The following is a 20,926-nucleotide window of genomic DNA, read 5'->3' as shown; positions in this document are numbered from 1 at the left end:
CGGATTCTCATGGCGTTGGCGGAGGAAAGGGCTATCCACTACGAGTGACAGAACTCATTGCCATCGCAGGTGTTGGCGGAATCGGAAAATCGCCAGAATGGCACATGCGACATGCGGAATGTAGGGTAGAAGAACCAAGCGTTCAGGATTTTCACGCAGATCGAACCCATGATGATCCAGCCGATGAGGCGTACGGCGGCGCGCGCGTCCAGCCCGGCGAGGGCCCGAGAGATGCCCGTCAGCCACCCGAGGAGCCTCTCGGGCAGCGTCGCGAGGGAAAACCTTCCGATTCCCAGGAAGGGCGACGCCGTCCGAAGGAAATAGCGCGTCAGGGCAAGGATGAAGAACCCATCCAGAAAAGGCCGAACATGCTCCAGATCGACCTTCCTGCCGCCGACCTCCAGGATCACGCCGCCGGTGAGTAGGATGGCCAAAAAGGAAAGCGCTAGGCCCACGAGGACAAGATCGAGCACCGGAAGGAAGAGGAGTCCCGCCCGGCGGCCCGCAGTCTTCGCGCCCCTTCTGAATGCCATCGCACGGGACCGTAGCCATCCCGAACGATCCGGGTCAAGAAGGGGACGGACTTCCCTTCGCGCCTGGAGCGAGAGTCTTCCCACAGGGCTTCTCCCCCGGCCCCGCTTGGCCGGGTCGACCCAGGGGTAAAGAGGCCCCCTCGCCGGCCTGCCTCATTCGCTTGCCGCGGTGCAACACCGCGCCTATCATCGGGCGAGGTCAACCGGGGCGCGGCCCGGAGAGCCGGGCAAGTCGCTCCCACTACGATGAACGCCTAAGGGAAGCCCTGCGCGTGCCACTTGGAGAGTTCTTCGAGGAGAAGCTCACCGAGATCCGGTCGTTCATGGAGACTCCGGGGCTCCGGCTCCTCGTGATCCGCCACGATCCCGATCTGAAGGACCGACTTCGGCGGATGCTCGTGAAGCTGGAGGAGGACGAGAAGAATCCCCACCTCATGAGCTACGTGGATCTCCCCTTCGGGGATCCGGCCCGGTACTTCAGGGAGGTTCTCGATGAGCAGGTCGGTCGCAACGAGGATTGGCGGGACGAGCTGAAGCAGAGCGGCGTCGATCTTGCTCCGCCTCCCCCTTCGCCAGACCGGGCGGAGGAGAGCGACCCCGACGCCATGGCGAGGCGCCTGGCCGGCTACGTGTCGGCGGTCGCCGACTGTCTTCCCGACCAGATCGGATCCCTGGTGCTCCTGCTAGACCCGGCGTCGGTCGAGGATGAGGCGCGGCTGGCGGCGGGCGTGAAACAGCTTGTCGCGGAGACGACAAGCGACTGGGCCAAGTTCATCCTGCTCGCGGCGAAGCAGAGCCGCCTTCTCGAAGGAATCGAACAAGCCTCGGACGCCTGCATCGCACAGGACTTCTACATGGATCCCGAGGATATCGAAGAGCGCGTCCTGAGCGACCTGGCGGGGGACCGTCTGACCCCTGATGAGCGCAGGCAATACACGATGATGGCCGCCTCCTTCGCCTTCGCGGACAAGCGTTACGACGAAGCGGAGAGGTTCCACCTGGAGGCCCTTCGACTCTCGGGGGAAGCGGAGAAGCCTGTCGAGCAGGCCAACTGCCTCTACAATCTCGGCAACACCTACCTGGAGCAGGGGCGGTTCCCCGAAGCGCAGGATAGATACGTCCAATCCTTCAAGATCTGCCTCGAACAGAAGTGCCAGCCTTTGCTCGCGATGGTGCTCACCAACCTCGGCGTGGCCCTGCACAGAGAGGGGCGCGTCGACGAAGCGCTTGGCAGCTTCGATGCCGCCCAGGCGACGAACAAGGCCCTCAACAATCCTCCCGGCGAAGCCTATGTGCTCGACTGCAAAGCGAAGACCCTCGCGCTCGAGAAGCGAAACGGGGAAGCGGAGGAAGCCTGGATCGCGGCCCTCGAGCTCTATCGCGGCATCACCGCTCCGGCCCTGGCCGATGTGCGCAGGGCGGGCTTGACCGACATCTGCGACAAGCTGGAGCGCTTCTACAAGGAGACCAGGCAGAAGCAGAAGATCGGCGGGCTGAGCGAGTTCCGGGAAGACGGCGGCGATGGCGGATCCAGCTGACATTGCCCAAGTGTTGACCTCCGCCACCGCGAACGCGGCGGGGATGGACTCGGCCAACAAGCAGATGGCCGCAAAGGATCCGAACGCCCCTCAATCGAGCTGGACGGATGTCTGGAAGCACACAGGGGAGGGTCTGAAGCAGCGGGCCGCCGATCCGACCGGTGGCGGCGACTTCGGTCCAGGGCTCGCCGAGGGGATCATGGGCAAGTGGCACAGCGTCAGCGGCGATGCTGCGGCGACCTCCGCTCGTGCTCAGGCTGGCGACGCATGGAAGAAGTTCAAGGTCCTGACCGGCATGGCAGCACCGGATCCGGGCGATGTCGCTCCGACCGGAATCCTCGGCAAGATCGGCGCGACCTTCGATCTGCTCACAAGCCTTGAACAGATCATCTCCATGCCTATTGCGATGATCCCCTTCCCCGCACTACCGGCGATCCGCATCATGGACATGGACATCGGTCTGCCGCACGCGCACATGCACCCACCCAACTTCATCCCTCCGGCCCCGCCGATCCCACTCCCGAGCACAGGGCCAATCATTCCAATCCCGTTTCTATCGGGGGCGACGCGCACGCTGATCAACGCGATGCCCGCCGCCCGCTGCGGGGACATGGGGCTCGGCATCTGGTGCGGCGGCTACGTTCCGCTTTACGAGGTCTTCCTCGGGTCCTCGAATGTGTGGGTCGAGGGAGCGCGCGCAGGCCGTCTGTTTGTTGACATCACCAAGCACTGCGGGTCGTTTGACCCCGGCGTCGGAGCAGTGATCGGCTTCACGATCTCCGCCTCTCCAAACGTGATCATCGGCGGCGTGCCGATGCCCTCCCTCCTGAGTTTCCTCATGGGCGGCATCTTCAAGGGGCTGTTCAAGGCCCTGGGGAAGGCCCTCGGGCTCCTCAAGAAGACCAAGATCTTCAGCAGGCTCAAGGCAATGCTCAAGTCGCGCAAGGCCCCCGCCAACAAGGCGTGCGCGAAACCCGGCTGTCCCGTCTACGTGCTGACGGGGGCGACCGTCGACACCTTCCTCGACTACGAGATCCCGGGCGGAATCCCGTTCCAGTGGAGGCGCCACTACGACTCGGCGATGAGCCACAACGAGGGGCCGATTGGGCGGGGCTTCCGCCACGAATACCAGCGAGAGCTGCGTCGAACCGAGAAGGGGTTCGCCTACATCGACCAGGAGGGCGACACCGCTGAGTTCCCCCACATTCCCGCTGGAAGAGATCAGGTCGTCTTCGACGGACTTCTCCTCCGCAAGATTGATCCTACCCTCTATGAGATCGAGGAGACGGGCTGTCCGATCATGGGCTTCCGCTTCCTCAACGGCGAGGTCGCTCCACTTGTCCATCTGCGGTCCCGGGAAGAGCGGATCGACCTCTTCTACGATTCGCGCGGAAGGCTGAGCGGGCTTCGTGGGAGTTTCGGCGGCCCCGTCCGTATCGAGTACGACCACCGCGATCACATCGTCGCTCTCATGCTGACGCCGGATGATGGTCAGGCCCTGACCTTGGCCTCCTATTGGTACAGCGTGGCCGGAAACCTGATCATCTGGCGCGACGCCCTCGGAGCGGAAGGCAAGTACGAGTACGACGCCGGGAACCGGATGACCCGCATCACAGATCGCAACGGATACTCCTTCAACCACGCCTATGACGCGCAAGGACGGTGTGTTCACAGCGTCGGAGACGATGGCCTCTATGAGGATTGGTTCGACTACCGGCCCGCAGACAGGTGCACGATCCGCACCACGGGGGACGGGGGGCGCTGGGTCTATCGCTTCGACAAGTGGGGGACGATAGCCGAGATTGTCGATCCGTATGGCGGAAGTACCGTCTTCAAGATGGATCCGCTCGGGCAGATCGTCGAGGAGATCGATCCTGGCGGGAGCGCGACGAAGTATATCTATGACGAGAGGGGTTCGCATACTGGTCGGTTCGATCCGTTCGGGCGTCTGCTGCCGCCGATCCATGTTGAGCCGGCTCCACCGGAGGTCTCCTACTACGACCCGCCGCAGACACCGCGCGAGTGGGAATACGGGAACCTTCTGAATGGGGAGAGGCAGCCGGAATCGATCGCGGAGGATCCGGCACTCCGACACCTCCCCATCGAATACGTAGACCGGCTACTATCCCGTCTCGATGGAGGCGGATTCCCTCCGACTGAAGACGGCGGGGCTCACCCATCTTCGCCCGCCACAGTCCGGCTCGATGCGATGCAACGGCCCATCCACAATGTCGCCCCGACGGGCGGCATCAGGCAATGGCAGTACGACCCCAACGGGAACTTGACCCGACACATCGACGCCGACGGCGGCACACGTCGCTTCAAGTACTCGTCCTGGAATCTCAAGGAACAGGAGACCGATCCCCTAGGCCATACGACGCACTTTGAGTACTCGCGCCGCCGGGATGTCACTCGAGTCGTCGATCCTGGCGGGGCCGACCACCAGTTCGTCTACGATCTCAAAGACCGCCTGATCGAGGTCCGCCGCGATGGCCGCCTGATGGAGCAGTACCGCTACGACCATGCCGACAGCTTGATCGAGAAGCTGGACAGCGAGGGTCGGCCGCTCGTGTCCTTCGAGATAGGCCCCAGGAATGCGCACAAGGCGCGAATCCTCGCTTCTGGGGAGCGGCAGGCTTTCGAGTACGACTGGCTGGGCCGCATCACGTGTGCAGCCACTGATGACCTCGAAGTCGTGTTCGACTACGAGGCCTACGGCCGGATCTGTCGTGACGAGCGCGACGGCAAGGGGATCGTTCACGGCTTCCTGGGCCTCGATCTCGCGATCACGGAAGTCTTCGGACGCTTCATCACGACGTACGACAGGGATCCCGAGAGCCCCAGTGCCATCATCATCAAGGACCCCACAGGTGCGCTTCACCGGATCCAGACCACGGGGACGGGCCTGGTATCGAAGAGCCTCTCTAACGGAACTGTCGAGCTGGCTGCCTATGATGACCGGGGCCGTTGCCTTCGGAAACTGCGGACCTCTCCGGCGCATCCCGATCTCGCACGAGAGCACGCCTATGAGTACTCGGGTGAGGGTCGCCTTACCCGACGCGTGGACGATCACTCCAGGACAACGACCTACCTGTACGATGCTGCGGGACGGCTTAGCGGCGAGATCCCTCCCGACGGAAGGAAGAGCGCATTCGAGTACGACGCCGCGGGCAATCTCCTGAGGCAGCCCGGACTCGCCGATGTCCGCGTGCTGCCCGGGAACCTGCTGGGGTCGGCGAACGGGAAGTCCTTCCTACACGACAGCCGATACGGCATCTCCGAGCGGTCTGGCCCCGCCGGCCCCACGCGGTACGAGTACGACTCCCTTGACCGACTGATCCGTTGCGATCGGAACGGCAGCACCTGGCAGGCCCAGTACGACCCATTGGGCCGTCGCATCCACAAGGCCTGGGGCGACGGCGAGCAACGCACCTTCTATTGGGACAACGCGCGTCTCGCGGCGGAAGTCAGAACGGACGGCAGTCTCAGGGTCTATGTCTACCCCGACGAACGCGCCCTCGTCCCATTCCTGTTCATCGAGTACGTGAACGTCGATGCCGATCCCACAAGCGGCAGGCGCTACTTCGTCTTCACCGACCAGATTGGGACCCCGACCCAGGTTGAGGATGACAGCGGCACGACGGTCTGGACTGCCCGAATCGAGCCGTACGGACGCGCCGTCATAGATCCGGCAAGCGCGATCGAGATGCCGCTCCGCCGTCCCGGGCACTATTACGATGAAGAGACGGGTCTTTGCTACAACCGCTTCCGGTACTACGATGCTCTCCTTGCCCGCTACATCCAGTCCGATCCAGTCGGGATCTCAGGAAGCCTGAACCTCTACGCCTATCCCACCGATCCCCTCACGGCGGTCGACATCGACGGCCTCTCAGGCTGTCCCGGCCAGAAGGGTCCCAACAACGCCGCGCAGGCCGCGGGGCAGTCCGGGCCGAACGCGCAAAACGCCGCACCGCCTCCGACCGCCAAACCCAAGCTCTCAGCCGCGCAGCGAGCCAAGGTCGCGAAGGAATTCCAGGAGTGGAGTGCGAAGAACCCAGGACAGGTATGGAAGAGCAAGCCACAAGCCGTGGCCGACTTCGAAGCTGGCAAGACGCTCCCCAACGGACATCAGTATGGCAAGTCAGTCAAGGACCTCGACCTGCGGGGCAAGACTCCCGACCAGATCGATGCAGAGCTCCAGAGCAAGGGGTTTACCAAGCAACCTGGCTACATCAACGATCCAAAGACGGGCCAGCCAATCCTGGATAAGAATGGTCAGCCCATGAGACAGGACTTCTACACCCACCCGGATGGCGGGATGGTGCGGGTGAAACCGGACGGTCACGCCGGTTCTCCGCGCGAACAACCGCACGCGAGCAAGTCGGTCAGGGATCCCTATGATGCGAACACCGATTTCAAGAACGAGGGGTTCAAGGTCGACAATGACGGCAATGCCCAACCCAAGTATCCCAAGGACATGAACAACCCGCACCCGACGGGGTCCGCGGAAAACGCGGCGTTCGAGAATGGTTGGGCTGAGACAGTCCACACGGACCTTCAATAGAGGTGAACATCGATGGTTCCCTTCTTCCACTTGGTGATCGATGACGATCGGGAATTCCCCATTGACGAGCTCAAGCGGGAACTTGCCAAGAACCCCTTGGCGATCCTGCACCCTGGCCGTTCGAAGCCCACCTTCGTAGTCTGCTCGACCCGAGGAGCCGCGGCCCGACGGCTCGTTCAGCTGTTGGAGGATCCCAAGACACCGTTCGACACGAACGGAATGATCGCCCTGGACAGCAAGGTGATCACGGTGTTTCTTCCGGGCAAGGAGGACATCCACTCAGAGATCGAGGGACATCTGCTGCCACTGCTAAGGAAATGCCCATGCAGGATCGTAGATGATTCAGGAAGGGACCTGACTGCGGAATACCGGGATCGGTACGATGAGCTCTTCAGGATTCCCTGACGCAGCGGGGAATCCGCCTCGTCCGGCACGGAGGAAGATCAGGTCCCCTCTGCTTCAAGCTACCTCCCTCTCACCTTGAGGCCCATGATCAGGTTCATCACCCCCAGCAGCAGGAACGCCCCGGTCGTGATCCAGTAGATCGCGTTCGGGCGGTAGGAGAAGCGCCCCCAGGTGCTGATGATGCGCCCGGAGTGGAGAGCGTAGAGCCCGTATGCGAGAAACAAGACCCCCGCCACTATCGGGATGAGTCTGAACATCCGTCATACCCCCCGGTTTGCGGCCCCGGCCATTCTAGGCCGCAGTCGCCAGGGCATGTCAATCCAGGGCAGAGCAAGCCATAACCCATAGCAAATAAAGATGCTATGGCCACATCCCTCCTTTTCCTGCTGCGCCCGCCTGCCGCCCCCGCCTATCCTTGACCCATTACGGAAGGAAGCCTTGGATATGGCAACACAACACCCAGGAGCCGCGTCGATCGTCACCGGAGTCGCGATAGACTCGGAGACCCTCCTCGCGCTCTACGAGAAGATGCTGCGCGTCTACTTCATCGAGGAGCGGATGAAGGTCTTCGTGCGCGCCAACAAGTGCTCCTTCCACTCCTCGAGCCGCGGGCACGAGAAGCTCCAGATCGCCGTCGCGATGGCCCTGCGACCCGGCAAGGACTGGTTCTTCCCCTACTACCGCGAAAAGGCCCTCATGGTCGGCCTGGGGATGCCCCTCAGAGATATCTTCCTCCACATGCTCTCGCGCGAGGGGGATCCGTGCGGCAATGGCCGCAACATGAGCGAGCATTTCTCCTCCAAGGCGCTCCGGGTGGTCTCCCCGACCGCCTGCACCGGCACTCAGTATCTCGCCGCCGTGGGCATGGCCCGGGCCGTGAAGGCGGATGGGCGGGACGAGATCGTCTATGTCTCCTCCGGTGAGGGAACGACCAGCCAGGGGGAGTTCTTCGAATCCCTGAACTGGGCGAGCCGCGAGCAGCTCCCGGTCCTCTTCGTGATCCAGAACAACGGTCTCGCGATCAGCGTCTCGCAGGAGACCCAGACGGGCGTGCACATCCACGAGATCAGCCGCTCGTTCAACATTCGCGCAATCGATGTCGACGGGACGCGGTTCACCCACCTGTACTCCGCCATGAAGCCGCCTCTCGACGCGATCCGCGCGGGCGCAGGCCCCCTTCTCGTCGAGGCCCATGTCGTGCGCCTGGATGCCCACTCTTCCTCGGACGACCACAAGAAGTACCGGACCGAGGAGGAGCTTGCAGAAGCGGCGCGGCGCGATCCCCTCAGCCACACGGAGGCAGCGCTCGTGCGCCGGGGGATCCTGACCGGCGAGCGGATCAGCGAACTGCGGGAGAAGACGAAGGCCGAGGTCGACGCCGCCGCCGAGGAAGCCGACGCCTATCCCTACCCCGATCCCACCAATCTGATGTCACACATCGTCAGCGACCTCCTACCGGTCGTGGACGAACCCGAGCAGGCGCCTCTCTCGCCCGAGCCGGTGACGATGATCGACGCGATCAATCACGGGCTCAGGGAGGAGATGGAGCGCAATCCGAGGATCCTCATATGGGGCGAGGACGTCGCCGATCCGAAGGGCGGCGTTTTCGGCGTGACCCGCGGTCTGGGAACCGCCTTTCCGGGCCGGGTCGAGAACTCCCCCCTGGCGGAGGCGAGCATCGTGGGCGTCGCGCAGGGAATGGCGATCGGGGGATGGAAGCCGGTCGTCGAGATCCAGTTCGGCGACTACTCCTTCCCCGCCTTCATGCAGATGCGAAACGAGATCCCCACCCTCCGCTGGCGCAGCCAGGGCGCGTGGACCTGTCCGCTTGTCGTCAGGGTCCCGGTGGGGGGCTACATCCGAGGGGGTCCATTCCACAGCCAGTGCGTCGAGGCCCTCTATGCCCACTCCCCCGGTTGGCGCGTCCTCTATCCGTCCAACGCGGCCGACGCCAAGGGGCTCATCAAGAGCGCCTGCAGGGCCGATGATCCCGTCCTCTTCCTCGAGCACAAGGGGCTCTACCGTCAGGTCTACTCGAAGTCTCCGGAGCCCGGGCCCGATCACCTGATCCCGTTCGGGAAGGCGCGCGTCGCCCGCCCAGGCACGGACGTGACCGTAATCGCATGGGGAAGCGCCGTGCAACGGAGCATCCAGGCCTCGGGGGAGGCTGAGAAGGAAGGAGTATCGGTCGAGGTGATCGACCTGCGATGCATCATCCCGTACGATCGCGAGACGATTAGCGAGAGCGTCACGAAGACGGGACGGGCGATCATCGCGCACGAGGCGATCCTCACCGGAGGATTCGGAGGCGAGATCGCGGCGTTCATCGCCGACGCCTGCTTCGCGAGCCTCGATGGACCGGTGAAGCGGGTCGCCGCAAGGGACAGCTTCTGTCCCTTCGCCCCGACGCTCGAGGCGGCCGTGCTTCCCAACCAGGAGCGGATCCTCGAGGCGATCCGAGAAGTGGCCGGATTCTAGCGCGCTCCGACTGGATCTAGTCCAGCTTGACGTCCCTCGCGAACTTGAACGGCCCGAACTTGCTCCCGTCCCACCGGGAGATGAACCAGTCTCCCGGGATCTTCGCGTCTGGGGCAATGCGCTTCAGAGGCATGTACTCGTCGGGATCGCGAGGCAGGTCTCGCTCGTCCAGGCCGAGTCTCTTGCAGAGCGTGTCGGGACTGACGGACGGGACGAAGGGCTCCATGACGATGTCGCAGGCCGGGCTGCTCTTGCGCTGCCGTACGTGCAACCGAAGGGCCTTCCTCACGTACTCCCGCGTCCCATTGGGATCTAGGGCCGTGCATCGGACATAGAGCGCGTAGGTCCGGAAGACCTCCCGCAGCCCCTCCGGCGTCGGGGAAAGGATGAGTGGCGCGAACACTCCCGTTCCCATCCGCATCTGTCTTGTGGCGCCCAGCATCCAGATCACGATCTCCGACTTGCCGTCGCCGGTCAGATCGCCGTATTCGACGACATCGGTCGCCGGAAACCACTCGGGCACGCTCGTCACGAATGTCAGGCTGTCGGCGGCGTTGGGAAACGACATCGGCACTCTGAGTTTCTCGACCGCCGCCCGCTCGATTCCACGGTTCCAGAAGAGCATCTGGTCGAGCCGTCCTCCTTCGTAGACGCCCCACCACGCCCGACTGAAGATCCCAGGTTGCGCGACCCGCGCCAACTGGACGACTTGCTCCTGATCCCCGTCAGCGTCGAGATCGACATCGAAGATCTGATAGCGAGTTTCGGGGTACTTCTCCCCGCCCGAGATGGCCTGGATGAGAGAGTCGGCCTCCTGATACGACAGGGGGCCCTCCTCCGGAATAGGGATGGGGGGCACCTCGTCGAGCCGCGCGGGGCGGGCATTCGCAAAGGAGAAGGGCTCAAGCGCCCGCGCGGTGCGGCAGAAGGCGAGAGCCGCGAGGGCCGAACTCGCGATCACGAGGAACCGGACACTGCGACAAACCATCGAAGAACCTCCCCTGGATTCGGTCACGGGCCACATACCAGTTGACTATACCCGATCCGCCGCGTCTCCGGAAGCGGCCGTCCGGAACGCATCCCCGGCCGCTCGTTGGGTAGAGCCTTGCCCGTCCTCTGTTTTTCGGCCCGTTCCGGACTGGACCTGAGCCCGTCGATGGACGAAGAATCCCCAGGGAGCATGGTCAAGCCGGAGGAACTCAAGTGCTGGAACGCTATGAGAAGCTGATCAACCAGGGGGAGCTTCCGCGATTGCGGGTAGTCCCTATCTCGAAGATCCTGCTGCACGAGGACACGGAGGCCGCCCGGATGCGGCGCGTCGCCGCCAGGCTCGAGCAGGACGGAGTTCTTCGGCACCCTCCGATCGTCGCGCAGGCCGGAGGCGGCCGGGGGCTCCTCCTTCTGGACGGAGCCCATCGCGTGACGGGATTGAAGGCGCTCGGCCTCAAGCAGATTCTGGTGCAGATCGTGGAGTACGGCGATCGGCTGGTCGAGCTTCAGCGCTGGCATCACCTCATATACATCGAAGATCGGGCCCGGTTCCTCAGGAAGCTGCGCGCCCTGAAGGATGTCCGGCTCATCCCGCAGCAGGCGCCGGCCACGGGCTCGCCCTTCCGATCGCGCAAGGGGACGTACGCGCAGATCATATTCCGGGACCGGAGCAGCCTCCTGCTCGTTCCCTCGGACGGCTTGCCCCGTGAGGACAGGCGTTGGCTCGCCCGCGCGGTACCGATCCTGCGGCATGCGCACGGCCTCTATCGCGAGCGCGGATTCCTCGACAGGATCAGCTACGACGAGTTCGATTGGGTCGGCGCGAACCATCCGAGATTCACCGGCCTCGTTGTCTTCCCGCATTTCACCAAGGAGGAGATCCTCCGCGTCGGAAGGGCGAAAGAGAAGCTCCCGGCGGGCATCACGAGACATCTGATCCCAAAGAGAGCCCTTCGCGTCGATCTGCCGCTCTGGGTACTTTCCCGCAATCTCTCCATCGAGGAGCTGAACCAGCGATTGATCGAGATGATCCTGAGCAGGATCCAGGAGGGTCGAATCCGCTTCTATTCGGAGTCGACCTTCAGCTTCAACGAGTAGACATGGACGGGGCGCAGGCCGGAGCCTCCTTCTTCGACGTGGACAAGACCCTCCTCCCGGGAGTGTCGGTGGAGATGCTTCTTGTCCGCGGTCTGCTCCGGCGGACGATTCCCGGTCGATTCCGATGGCTTCCTTTCCTGCTCGAGGGCTCGCGGCTGCTTCCGCGCGGACTCACGGTCGCGCGCAAAGCGAACAAGGGCTACCTTGCCGGCTTTGATCCCGCTCAGGTTCGCGAGTGGGCGGAGGCTCTCTTCGACTCGGAGATCGAGCCGAGACTCGGCATCCGAGGGAAGGAATGGGTCGCCTGGGAGCGCGCCCTCGAGAGGAAGATCGTCCTTCTGACCGGAATGCCCACGTTGCTGCTCGGACCGATCGCCCGACACTTCGGCGCGGACTTCGCGATCGGCACCGAGATGGAGCTGGACGCTCGCGGGCGGCTCACCGGGCGCCGCGCCGGTCCCCACCCCTATGGCCGGACGAAGCTCGATATCGCGAGCCGACTGGCGCTCGAGCACGGCTGGGATCCCCGAGGATGCTCCGCCTATGCTGACCACTGGAGCGACGCTCACCTGCTCCGGTGGGTCGGCGAGCCATTCGCCGTCGATCCCGACGATCGGCTGCGCAGAGAGGCGGAGCGCCGCGGGTGGAAGATCCTTCGCCACGAGTTGACAGGCCAGGCGCCGCGGCCTACCCTCTCATGATCGGTCGTTGGGGGTGTCCTGGAGAGGACTGAGAAGAGACCCCGGAAACCTGATCTGGGTCATTCCAGCGTAGGGAAACGGCCTCCCTCGAAGCAGCGTCCGTCCTCTCCACCACCAAGAGGATCATCATGACGGTCGTCATCAACGGAGAGATGCGGGACATGCAGGCGATTCGAACCGTGGGCGACCTTCTCCGGGCATTGGGGATCTCGTCTTCGCAGGGAGGAATCGCGATCGCCCGCAACGATGCTGTCGTGCCCAGGGCGCGATGGGAGGCGACTCCCGTGGTCGAGGGAGATCGATTCGAGATCATCACTGCCGTGCAAGGAGGCTGAGAGAAGCATGAAAGCACAGGGCGAATTCGTCCCCTTCCGCGGGGTCTCCCCCCTCCGCTTCGCGGGGCGGGAGTTCCTGAGCCGGCTCCTGATCGGAACCGGCAAGTACGCCGATTTCGAGACGATGAAAAAGGCCTTCGATGCCTCCGGGGCCGAGATCGTCACGGTCGCGATCCGTCGCGTTCCACTCGAGGAAAAAGGCACCGGCAAGTGTCTGCTCGATCACATCGATCCGAAGAAGTACACGCTGCTTCCCAACACCGCAGGCTGCTACTCCGTGAAGGACGCCGTTCTAACGGCCCAGCTCGCGCGCGAGGCGCTTCAGACCGATCTGATCAAGCTCGAAGTGATCGGAGACCCCAACACGCTCTTCCCTGACAACGAGGGTCTCCTCGAGGCGGCGAAGGTCCTGGTCAAGGACGGCTTCACCGTGCTTCCCTACACGATCGACGATCCTATCGTGTGCAAGAAGCTCGAGGATGCCGGTTGCGCCGCCGTCATGCCTCTGGGCGCGCCGATCGGCTCCGGCCTTGGTATTCGGAATCCCTACAACATCCAGATCATCCTCGAGACGATCAAGATCCCCGTTCTGGTGGACGCGGGAGTGGGAACCGCCTCGGATTGCGCCATCGCCATGGAGCTGGGCTGCGACGCCGTCCTTCTGAACACGGCGATCGCGGGCGCCAAGAACCCCGTCGCGATGGCGCGCGCGATGCGGCTGGCCGTCGAGGCTGGGCGGCTTGCCTACGAATCCGGGAGGATCGAGCGGAAGCTGTACGCGACGGCCTCGAGCCCCCTGGCCGGCGTCGTGCGGGCCGGGGGCCTCTAGGACGGCCACGTGGACGCCCCGAGGTTCTATCTGATCTCGGACCGGGATCGCATGGGGCCGAACCCCGCCCATGTGCTGCTCGGCCTGGCGCGACAAGGGCTTCCCGCCTTCCAGTGGAGGGAGAAGGACCTGAGCCCCCTCGCCACCTACGACCATCTCTGCCAGTTGAGCGTCTTGCTGGGGGCTGTGGGGGCGACGACGCGGATTCTGGTCAACGACAGAGTCGACACGGCCGCCGCCCTGCGCATCGGCGTCCATCTGCCGGAGGAGGGCTTGCCGACGCGCCTCGCGCGCGCGCAGCTCGGCCCCGGACTGCCGATCGGAAGATCTACCCACTCGATCGACGCTGCCCTTCGCGCCCGCGACGAGGGCGCCGACTTCGTGACCTTCGGCCCCGTGTTCGAGACGCCCTCGAAGCTACGGATGGGGCTGCCCCAGGGGGTCGAGACTCTCGCCGCCGTCGTCCGGGCTTGCGAAGGATTCCCCGTCCTCGCGCTGGGCGGGATCACCATCGAGCGCGTGCGACCCTGCCTCGACGCGGGCGCCCACGGCGTCGCCGTGATCGGCGCGATCTGGGGGGCGCAGGATCCCGCCACGGCCTATCGAGAGTTCGCGGACGCGCTCGGGATCCCGGCCGAGCGATAGACGCGACCGTCCTACCCCCGCACGATGATCAGGGCCGCTTGCGCCTCGAGCACCTCGATGCGCCTGCCGAGAAGCTCGCTCAGCTTCTTGGCCGCATCCTCGCGCTTGTTCGCGGCGTTCCGCTGCGACTGAAGGACGGCCCGCTCCGCCTCCCGCGACTTCCCTTCCTCGGTCATGATCTCGGCATTGGTCGCCGTTCCCTTGTCGCGCAGGGATTGGAGCGCGGCGCGGCGCGTGCGCAGGTCCAGCTCCTTTTCGCATGCCGCGGCCGCGGATTGTCCCGCCTCCTTCTGCTGGATCGTGACCAAGGACTTCTCCTGATCGAAGGCGGCCTGCGCCTGGGCAATCTCCTGCGCCGCGACGGCCTCCTCGTCACGCGCCGCCTTCTCGACGGCATGTATGCCATCCTCGATCCGCTCCTGGACGAGCACGTAGAACTCCCCGGCCGGCAGCATCGGAAGCACCTCCGCCCGCGCCACCCCGGGGGCGCCTTCACTCAGATCACGGCCAGGAATAGAATCGCCGCCGCGCCGGCGCCGGGCCGCAAGGAGATCTGCTCCCTCACCCTCTCGAACATGCGGGTCGTCATGCGTTTCTCCCTCCCTCGCTACCGTTCCCGTCCAAGAACGGAGCGATGAACGAAGCCGGCGATCGCGGCTCCCAGCAGGGGCGCGACCCAGAACATCCAGAGCTGTGACAGCGCCCAGCCTCCGACCATGAGGGCGGGGCCGGTGCTCCTGGCCGGGTTGACGGAGACGTTCGTGACGGGGATGCCTATCAGGTGAATCAAGGTCAGGCAGAGCCCGATCGCTATGGGAGCGAACCCTTGGGGAGCGCGCCGATCGGTCGCCCCCAGGATGACCAGCAGGAAGAAGAACGTGAGTAGGACTTCCGCCAGGAACCCCGCCCCCAGCGAGTAGCCGCCAGGCGAATGGGCGCCGTACCCGTTGCTCGCCAGTCCTCCCGCCCGCGGATCCGCGCCCGCGCCGGAGGCGATGGCATAGATCGCAACAGCGGCCAGGATCGCGCCCACGATCTGGGCCGCCGCATACGGGATCAAATCACGCCCTGGGAACCGGCTTCCGGCCCGCGCGCCGCGCGGCGCCCTTCCCGGACATCGACGAGAGAGAAGATCGCGCCGCCCACGATGAAGAAGAGAATGATCGACAGGATGCCTCCCCTGCTCGAGCCGCCCAGCGCGATCGCCAGAGAGAAGAAGGCGGGACCGAAGATGCCCGCGAACTTCTCGACAACGGCGAAGAAACCGAAGAACTCGGCCGAGCGCTCCACGGGCGTCATGCTGGCAAAGAGGCTCCGGCTGAGGGCCTGCGTCCCCCCTTGCACGAGGCCGACCAGGACGGCGAGGAGGAAGAAGTGGAGGGAGCTCGTCATGAAGTAGCCGAGGATGCTGATGAGCCCATAGACCGATAGCCCCGCCAGGATCATCGGTCTCGCGCCGACCCGGGCCGCGCAGAGTCCGAAGAGAATCGAGCACGGGATTCCCACGAACTGGGCAAGGAGGATCGAACCGATCAGCTCCGTTCTCCCGATTCCGATCTCCGCGCCGTAGATCGCGGCCATCCTGACGATCGTCCCGATCCCATCGTTGTAGATGAGAAAGGCCAGGAGCATGAGCCCCGCTTGTCGGAAGCGGCGCATCTCCCGGAATGTCAGCCTCATGCGTCGCAGCCCATCCCGGATCGCTTCCCAAGGCGACCGCGAGGCGCCGCCGGCGCCGCCGGCCGGCTCTCTGACATGGCGGAAGAGAGGGATCGAGAAGAGGAGCCACCAGACCGCGACCGCGACGAATCCGAGCCTCGCCGGAAGGGTCGATTGCCCCGCGCTCAGCCCCTCTCCGGACGGAAGACCGAACCAGGACGGCCTCTCGATCAGGGCCAGAACGAACGCGAGCAGGATCCCGCCGCCCACGTAGCCGAGGGCGTAGCCGGAGGTCGAGAGCCGGTCGATCTCATCCTCCCGGGCGACGTGGGGGAGGAGCGAGTCGTAGAAAACGAAGCTCCCGTTGGCTCCGATGTTCGCCAGGACGAAGAGTCCCGAAGCGAGAAGCCAATCCCCCCTCTGGATCAGGCACATGCAGGCGGTCGCTCCCAGACCTATGAAGAGAAAGACGGCCAGCATCCTCTTTCTGATTCCCGCCAGGTCGCCGATCGCTCCAAGAATGGGGGCGCAGATGGCGATCAGAAGAAGGCCGATCGTCGTCGTCAACCCGAAGCGGAAGGTCGCCGTGGCGGGCGCCATCCCGGCCGCGGCGACCGAGGAGTAGTAGATCGGGAAGACCGTCGTGACGATCACCGTCACGAAGGCGGAGTTCGCCCAGTCATAGAACGCCCAGGCCCTCGCTTCCGGGCGCTGCAGCGCGAGCCTGGACAGAAGGGATGCCCCCTCCGTGGGATCGCCGGCCGCGAGGCGGCGTCGGGGCGGCGGCGGCGTTCAGCCCTCCGCCCTTGCGCGCCGGCGCAGATGCGAGATGACGAGGTCGCCGACCTCCAATCCCAGGCCAAGCGCCGCCCCCGCGAGCGATCCGACGGCGAAGTTGATCCGGATCGACGGACCGAGAGGACGCAGATCAAGGAAGAGGGCCAGCAGGATCGTGGCCAGGACGAACCCCGCGCCGATCAGGATGGCGACCGCGATGAAGCGGCCGAAGCCCATGAGAGGGCGCATCGCCCGAAACGCGGCGATCGATCCGAGGAGAGAGAGGCCGACGACGAACACCCATAGGAGAGCCGGCCAACCTTGCCTGTGCCCGAGACTCCCGAGCACGACGTACTCCATGATGAGAACGAGATAGGCTAGCAGGATCCCACCCCGCCAACCGCCGAGGCGATGGCCCGCGAAGGCGAGCGCTCCCGCCAGCGCTATCGATGGAAGCTGGAAGGCAGCGGTCCTCAGGTGGAAGACATCGCTGCCGTAGCGGATCGCGCCGGCGGCGAAGGCGATCAGAAGGACGATGAGGATCCTCGCCGCCTCCTCCATCAGCACCCCGCGCCCGGCAGGCGCCGCGCCGGCCGCTTCTTCTTCACCGGTCCGGCCGGCCCGACCTCGCCCTACCAGGACTACCTCCGGCGCTCGTCGGCGCCCGACGACGGCGGGCGCCTCTTCGCTCTGATCCACTCGATGATCGCCGGGAGGATCGAGAGGAAGACGACGATGCCTACCACTATGTGCAAGTTCTTTTCGAGATTCGGAATCGATCGACCGAGGAAGAAACCCAACAGAACCATGGAGAAGACCCAGCCGATCCCGCCAGCGATGTTGTACGTGGCGAACTTCCGGTATCCCATGCCGGCCGCCCCCGCCACGGTCGGGGCGAATGTTCGGATGATCGGAACGAACCGGGCGATGACGATCGTTTTGCCTCCGTGCTTCTCATAGAAGGCATGCGCCCTCATCAGGTGCTCGCGTTTGAAGAAGCGCGAGTCGGAGCGGGAGTACAGCGAGCCGCCCGCTCTCTTCCCGATCTGATAGCCCGTCGCGTCGCCGGCGATCGCCGCCAGCGACACGAGGATGAGCAGCCCCGGCAGGCTGAGCGTCCCGTTCGCGGCGAAGATCCCCGCGGTGACGAGGAGCGAGTCCCCCGGAAGGAAGAAGCCGACCAAGAGTCCCGTCTCGGCGTAGACGATGCCGATCACAATGAGGAGCCCCCCCCATTGGATGATCTCCTCGATCGTCGGCAGCCAGGGGAACAGGTTCTGGATGAAGTCCAATCCGCCTCCTCGTCGAGGCGGGTCGGACCCCGCGGCCTGGCCGCCTGGGCGATCCGACCCGTCAGCCGTTTACATTACACAGTCCCGGCGATCACCGCGCCGTCATTCGGGTGGCCCCTAACGCCTTATGTTACAATGCATTGCAAGCTGCCCAATCGACTAGGTCGACGGGGATCCTTCCGCTATCTTGGCCTGATGGCCCCGCGGGGTCGCAGGCCCCTCGGCTCGCGCGGCCACGCCCGCATGAGGAAGGGAAGCGAGGAGATTGCGACATGCTCGACATCAGGCCGGAGGCGCTGCGGGAGACGATCGATCGAATCCTCCCTCTCGTGACCAAGCCCTCGCGCTACACCGGCAACGAGTTCCATGTCCACCGCAAGGACCCCGCCTCCGTCTCGGCGCAGTGGCTCCTGATCTTCGCGGATCTCTACGAGATCGGCATGAGCCATTGGGGGCTCAAGATCCTCTATGACATCTTGAACAATCGCCCCGACACGCTCGCGGAACGGGCCTATGCCCCGTGGATCGACATGGAAGCCAGGATGCGCCGCGAGTCGGTTCCCCTCTTCAGCCTCGAGACCCGCAGGCCCGCGCGCTCCTTCGATCTCATCGGCTTCTCGCTGCAGTACGAGATGACCTGCACCAATATCCTGACCTGCCTGGACCTGGCGGGCATTCCTCTCTGGTCGCGAGAACGCGGCGAAGCCGATCCCCTCGTGATCGGAGGCGGGCCGGGTGTCGCGAACCCAGAACCCCTGGCGGACTTCTTCGACCTCTTCCTGATCGGCGATGGGGAGGAAGCGGTCCACGCGATCAGCGATGTCGTGACGGGGACGAAGGTGCTGCCGCGCGACCAGAGACTGAAGGCGCTTGCGCGCATCGACGGAGTCTATGTTCCTTCCCTCTACGAAGAGCGGCGCGGCGCGGACGGTTCCCTCCTGGGCATCGCGCCGACCTGCCCCGAGGCGCCGGCCCGGCCCGCGCGAACGTTCCTGCGCGATCTGGAGACGGCCCCCTATCCGCTGAAACCGATCGTTCCTCTCCAGGAGGTCATCCAGGATCGCCTCAACATCGAGGTCCTCCGCGGATGCACGCAGGGATGCCGCTTCTGCCAGGCGGGGTACTTCTACAGACCGCTGCGCGAACGGAGCCCCAGGAGGGTTCTGGAGATCGCCGAGGCGGCCCTGAGGTCCGGCGGCTGGGACGGCCTGAGCCTGGTCTCCCTGTCAACGGCGGACTACACGCAGCTCGAGACCCTGGCGGAGGCGCTCAACAGGCGCTTCGCCGGCGAGAAGGTCTCGATCAGCCTTCCATCGCTGCGCGCCGACAGCTTCGGCGTCGCCATCGCCGACAAGATCCGGGAGGTCAAGAGGACCGGATTCACCTTCGCGCCTGAGGCAGGCAGCGAACGGTTGCGCAGGGCCATCAACAAGCAGATCTCCGATGCCGACTTCTTCGACGCGGCGCGAATCGCCTACTCGCGCGGCTGGAGGCTGATCAAGGTCTACATGATGGTCGGGCTTCCCACGGAAACGTGGGAGGACGTCGAGGGGATCGTCCGCTTCGCGGATGGGATCCGGAGGATCGGACGCGAATTCGGCCCCTCCTGCAAGGTCAACGTCAGCGTCGGCGCCTTCGTCCCCAAGAGCCACACCCCGTTCCAGTGGGATCCGTTCGAGGACCCGGCGCTGCTGCGCGCGAAGATCGATCACCTGCGCCGCGGCATCTCCAACCGCTGGTCGCGGGTGAAGTGGCACGACGTGGGGACGAGCCACATCGAGGCGATCCTGTCGCGCGGCGACAGGCGCCTTGCCCGCGCCATCCACAGGGCCTGGGAGATGGGGGCGCGTTTCGACGGATGGGACGAGCTCTTCTCCCATGAGCGCTGGCTCCGCGCCCTCGAGGAAACGGGTCTCGCGGCGGAGATGTTCACGCGGAGACTCGACCTGGATGAGGTCCTTCCCTGGGATCACATCGACATCGGTGTTCGGAAGGAGTTTCTTGTCCGCGAGAGACATCGAACCGACGATATGGAGATGACGGCCGATTGCCGCCACGGGAACTGCGCTGCGTGCGGGATGCCGGGCATGCCCGACGACACGCGCCTGACGCCGGAGATGACTCCGGAATCGATCCAGCGTCTGCTGCAGGCGGCCTCCGTCGAGGCGGCGCGCAGGTCATCGACGGGGGTGGTATGGCCCGTCCGGATCCGCTTCGCGAAGAGCGGGGCGGCGCGCTTCCTGAGCCATCTCGAAACCGCCTCGATCCTCGAGCGCGCCTTCCGCATGGCCGGTGTTCCGATCGCGCATACGCTCGGCCACTCCCCCCATCCGAGGTTCCACTTCGGCCCGCCGCTGCCGGTCGGAATCTCGGGAGGAAGCGAGCTCTTCGACGCCGATCTCGAGGTTCCTTGGCAGGCTCTCCACCAGCGCCGCCTCAACGAAAATCTGCCGGGAGGTTTCGAGATCATCGAGGGTAAACCGCTTCCCGTCGCAGGCGGCGTGAGACGCGTCAGCCTCGCGGCGGAGGCGAAGCTCGGTCGATACGAGATCGATCTCTCGCACATGGATCGCCGAGAGCGCAGCCGGGTCACCGGCCTCATCGCGAGCTTCCTCGCCTCTTCCGAGTGGCTCGTGAAGAAGACGAAGGACGGAATCCCCGATCCGATCCCTTCCGGCGGAGGCGAGGACAGGGTGAACGATCGGCCGATCCGCGAGCCCGAGGGGCGGCAGGCTTCGCCCCGGGTCCCTGACGGCGAACGGATCGTCGATCTCAAAAAGGCCTGCGTCTCGCTCGCATGGGAAGAAGGGACCGGACGGATGGAATGCGTCCTCCGCCTGCTGGACCCGGAAGGGCACACGGCCAATCCGGCGCGCGTCCTGTCGGGGATCTTCGGCCTCGACGCCGAGGGGCGGGCGCCGGTCCGGGCCGCGCGCGTGGCGATCCTTCGCGGCGACGGAACGCCGATCTGATCCAGGCTCGGAGTGTCTCGCGCTAGACCGTTTTGACTGCAATTGACACGCTCGCCTGGCGCATCCGCTCGGCCCGGCTGGGTTCCGGGGGCGCCGGGCCTCGCGGCGCG

The 20,926-nt window shown here is 65.0% G+C and carries 17 protein-coding genes and 1 riboswitch; of the genes, 10 read left to right on the top strand and 7 right to left on the bottom strand.

The features are described 5' to 3' along the window. Nucleotides 1-38 precede the first annotated feature (38 nt). Nucleotides 39-533: a hypothetical protein gene (locus FJY88_02235; GenBank protein ID MBM3286156.1), complete on the bottom strand. Its 495-nt coding sequence runs from the start codon at nucleotides 531-533 to the stop codon at nucleotides 39-41. On the opposite strand from FJY88_02235, the gene FJY88_02230 reads away from it, so the two are divergent. From FJY88_02230 to FJY88_02220, 3 genes are read left to right on the top strand one after another with little or no spacing between them, the layout of a single operon-like run. After that, nucleotides 527-2,071, top strand: a complete 1,545-nt coding sequence (locus tag FJY88_02230; protein ID MBM3286155.1) for a tetratricopeptide repeat protein — start codon at nucleotides 527-529, stop codon at nucleotides 2,069-2,071. The two genes, FJY88_02235 and FJY88_02230, sit on opposite strands and share 7 nt — an antisense overlap. Beyond that, nucleotides 2,055-6,635, top strand: a complete 4,581-nt coding sequence (locus FJY88_02225; GenBank protein MBM3286154.1) for a hypothetical protein — start codon at nucleotides 2,055-2,057, stop codon at nucleotides 6,633-6,635. Before FJY88_02230 ends, FJY88_02225 begins: the two co-directional genes overlap by 17 nt. 12 nt (nucleotides 6,636-6,647) lie before the next feature. Further along, entirely contained in the window at nucleotides 6,648-7,040 is a 393-nt protein-coding gene (locus tag FJY88_02220) for a hypothetical protein (protein MBM3286153.1), read from the top strand. 59 nt (nucleotides 7,041-7,099) lie between these two features. Here FJY88_02220 and FJY88_02215 read toward each other — a convergent pair whose 3' ends face one another. Beyond that, complete coding sequence (locus FJY88_02215) at nucleotides 7,100-7,297, bottom strand: hypothetical protein (protein ID MBM3286152.1); 198 nt, start codon at nucleotides 7,295-7,297, stop codon at nucleotides 7,100-7,102. A gap of 187 nt (nucleotides 7,298-7,484) precedes the next feature. Here FJY88_02215 and FJY88_02210 point away from each other — a divergent pair, with 187 nt between their 5' ends. Then, on the top strand, nucleotides 7,485-9,518 hold the full coding sequence (locus tag FJY88_02210; GenBank protein ID MBM3286151.1) for a tungsten formylmethanofuran dehydrogenase: 2,034 nt from the start codon (nucleotides 7,485-7,487) through the stop codon (nucleotides 9,516-9,518). Between the two features lie 16 nt (nucleotides 9,519-9,534). On the opposite strand, the gene FJY88_02205 is transcribed toward FJY88_02210, so the two are convergent. Continuing rightward, nucleotides 9,535-10,506, bottom strand: coding sequence for a hypothetical protein (locus FJY88_02205; GenBank protein MBM3286150.1), 972 nt, complete (start codon nucleotides 10,504-10,506; stop codon nucleotides 9,535-9,537). Nucleotides 10,507-10,721: 215 nt separating this feature from the next. Between FJY88_02205 and FJY88_02200 the strand changes: the two genes are divergently transcribed. The 5 genes from FJY88_02200 (at nucleotide 10,722) to FJY88_02180 (ending at nucleotide 14,116) form a co-directional block, all read left to right on the top strand. Beyond that, the gene (locus FJY88_02200; GenBank protein MBM3286149.1) at nucleotides 10,722-11,606 is read left to right on the top strand and encodes a hypothetical protein; all 885 of its coding nucleotides are present in this window, start codon (nucleotides 10,722-10,724) and stop codon (nucleotides 11,604-11,606) included. A 2-nt stretch (nucleotides 11,607-11,608) separates the two neighbouring features. Continuing rightward, a complete protein-coding gene (locus tag FJY88_02195; protein MBM3286148.1) occupies nucleotides 11,609-12,307 on the top strand; it encodes a hypothetical protein in 699 nt (232 codons plus the stop codon). After that, nucleotides 12,307-12,400: riboswitch (TPP riboswitch) on the top strand. Its footprint overlaps the gene before it by 1 nt. 35 nt (nucleotides 12,401-12,435) lie before the next feature. Next, a complete protein-coding gene (thiS, locus tag FJY88_02190; GenBank protein MBM3286147.1) occupies nucleotides 12,436-12,642 on the top strand; it encodes a sulfur carrier protein ThiS in 207 nt (68 codons plus the stop codon). Between the two features lie 7 nt (nucleotides 12,643-12,649). Beyond that, on the top strand, nucleotides 12,650-13,471 hold the full coding sequence (locus tag FJY88_02185; GenBank protein MBM3286146.1) for a thiazole synthase: 822 nt from the start codon (nucleotides 12,650-12,652) through the stop codon (nucleotides 13,469-13,471). 9 nt (nucleotides 13,472-13,480) lie between these two features. Continuing rightward, complete coding sequence (locus tag FJY88_02180; protein MBM3286145.1) at nucleotides 13,481-14,116, top strand: thiamine phosphate synthase; 636 nt, start codon at nucleotides 13,481-13,483, stop codon at nucleotides 14,114-14,116. Nucleotides 14,117-14,127: 11 nt separating this feature from the next. Here the strand turns inward: FJY88_02180 and FJY88_02175 are convergent, their stop codons facing one another. The 4 genes from FJY88_02175 to FJY88_02160 form a co-directional block, all read right to left on the bottom strand. Further along, nucleotides 14,128-14,571, bottom strand: a complete 444-nt coding sequence (locus FJY88_02175; protein ID MBM3286144.1) for a hypothetical protein — start codon at nucleotides 14,569-14,571, stop codon at nucleotides 14,128-14,130. A gap of 152 nt (nucleotides 14,572-14,723) precedes the next feature. Beyond that, a complete protein-coding gene (locus FJY88_02170; protein MBM3286143.1) occupies nucleotides 14,724-15,545 on the bottom strand; it encodes a hypothetical protein in 822 nt (273 codons plus the stop codon). Nucleotides 15,546-16,567: 1,022 nt separating this feature from the next. Further along, nucleotides 16,568-17,113, bottom strand: coding sequence for a hypothetical protein (locus FJY88_02165; protein MBM3286142.1), 546 nt, complete (start codon nucleotides 17,111-17,113; stop codon nucleotides 16,568-16,570). Between the two features lie 80 nt (nucleotides 17,114-17,193). Further along, complete coding sequence (locus FJY88_02160) at nucleotides 17,194-17,844, bottom strand: DedA family protein (GenBank protein ID MBM3286141.1); 651 nt, start codon at nucleotides 17,842-17,844, stop codon at nucleotides 17,194-17,196. 272 nt (nucleotides 17,845-18,116) lie between these two features. Here FJY88_02160 and FJY88_02155 point away from each other — a divergent pair, with 272 nt between their 5' ends. Then, nucleotides 18,117-20,816: a TIGR03960 family B12-binding radical SAM protein gene (locus FJY88_02155; protein MBM3286140.1), complete on the top strand. Its 2,700-nt coding sequence runs from the start codon at nucleotides 18,117-18,119 to the stop codon at nucleotides 20,814-20,816. Nucleotides 20,817-20,926: the final 110 nt, after the last annotated feature.

The organism is Candidatus Eisenbacteria bacterium, from assembly GCA_016867495.1.
Lineage (GTDB): Bacteria > Eisenbacteria > RBG-16-71-46 > CAIMUX01 > VGJL01 > VGJL01.
This window is presented reverse-complemented; position numbering and strand designations above follow the sequence as displayed.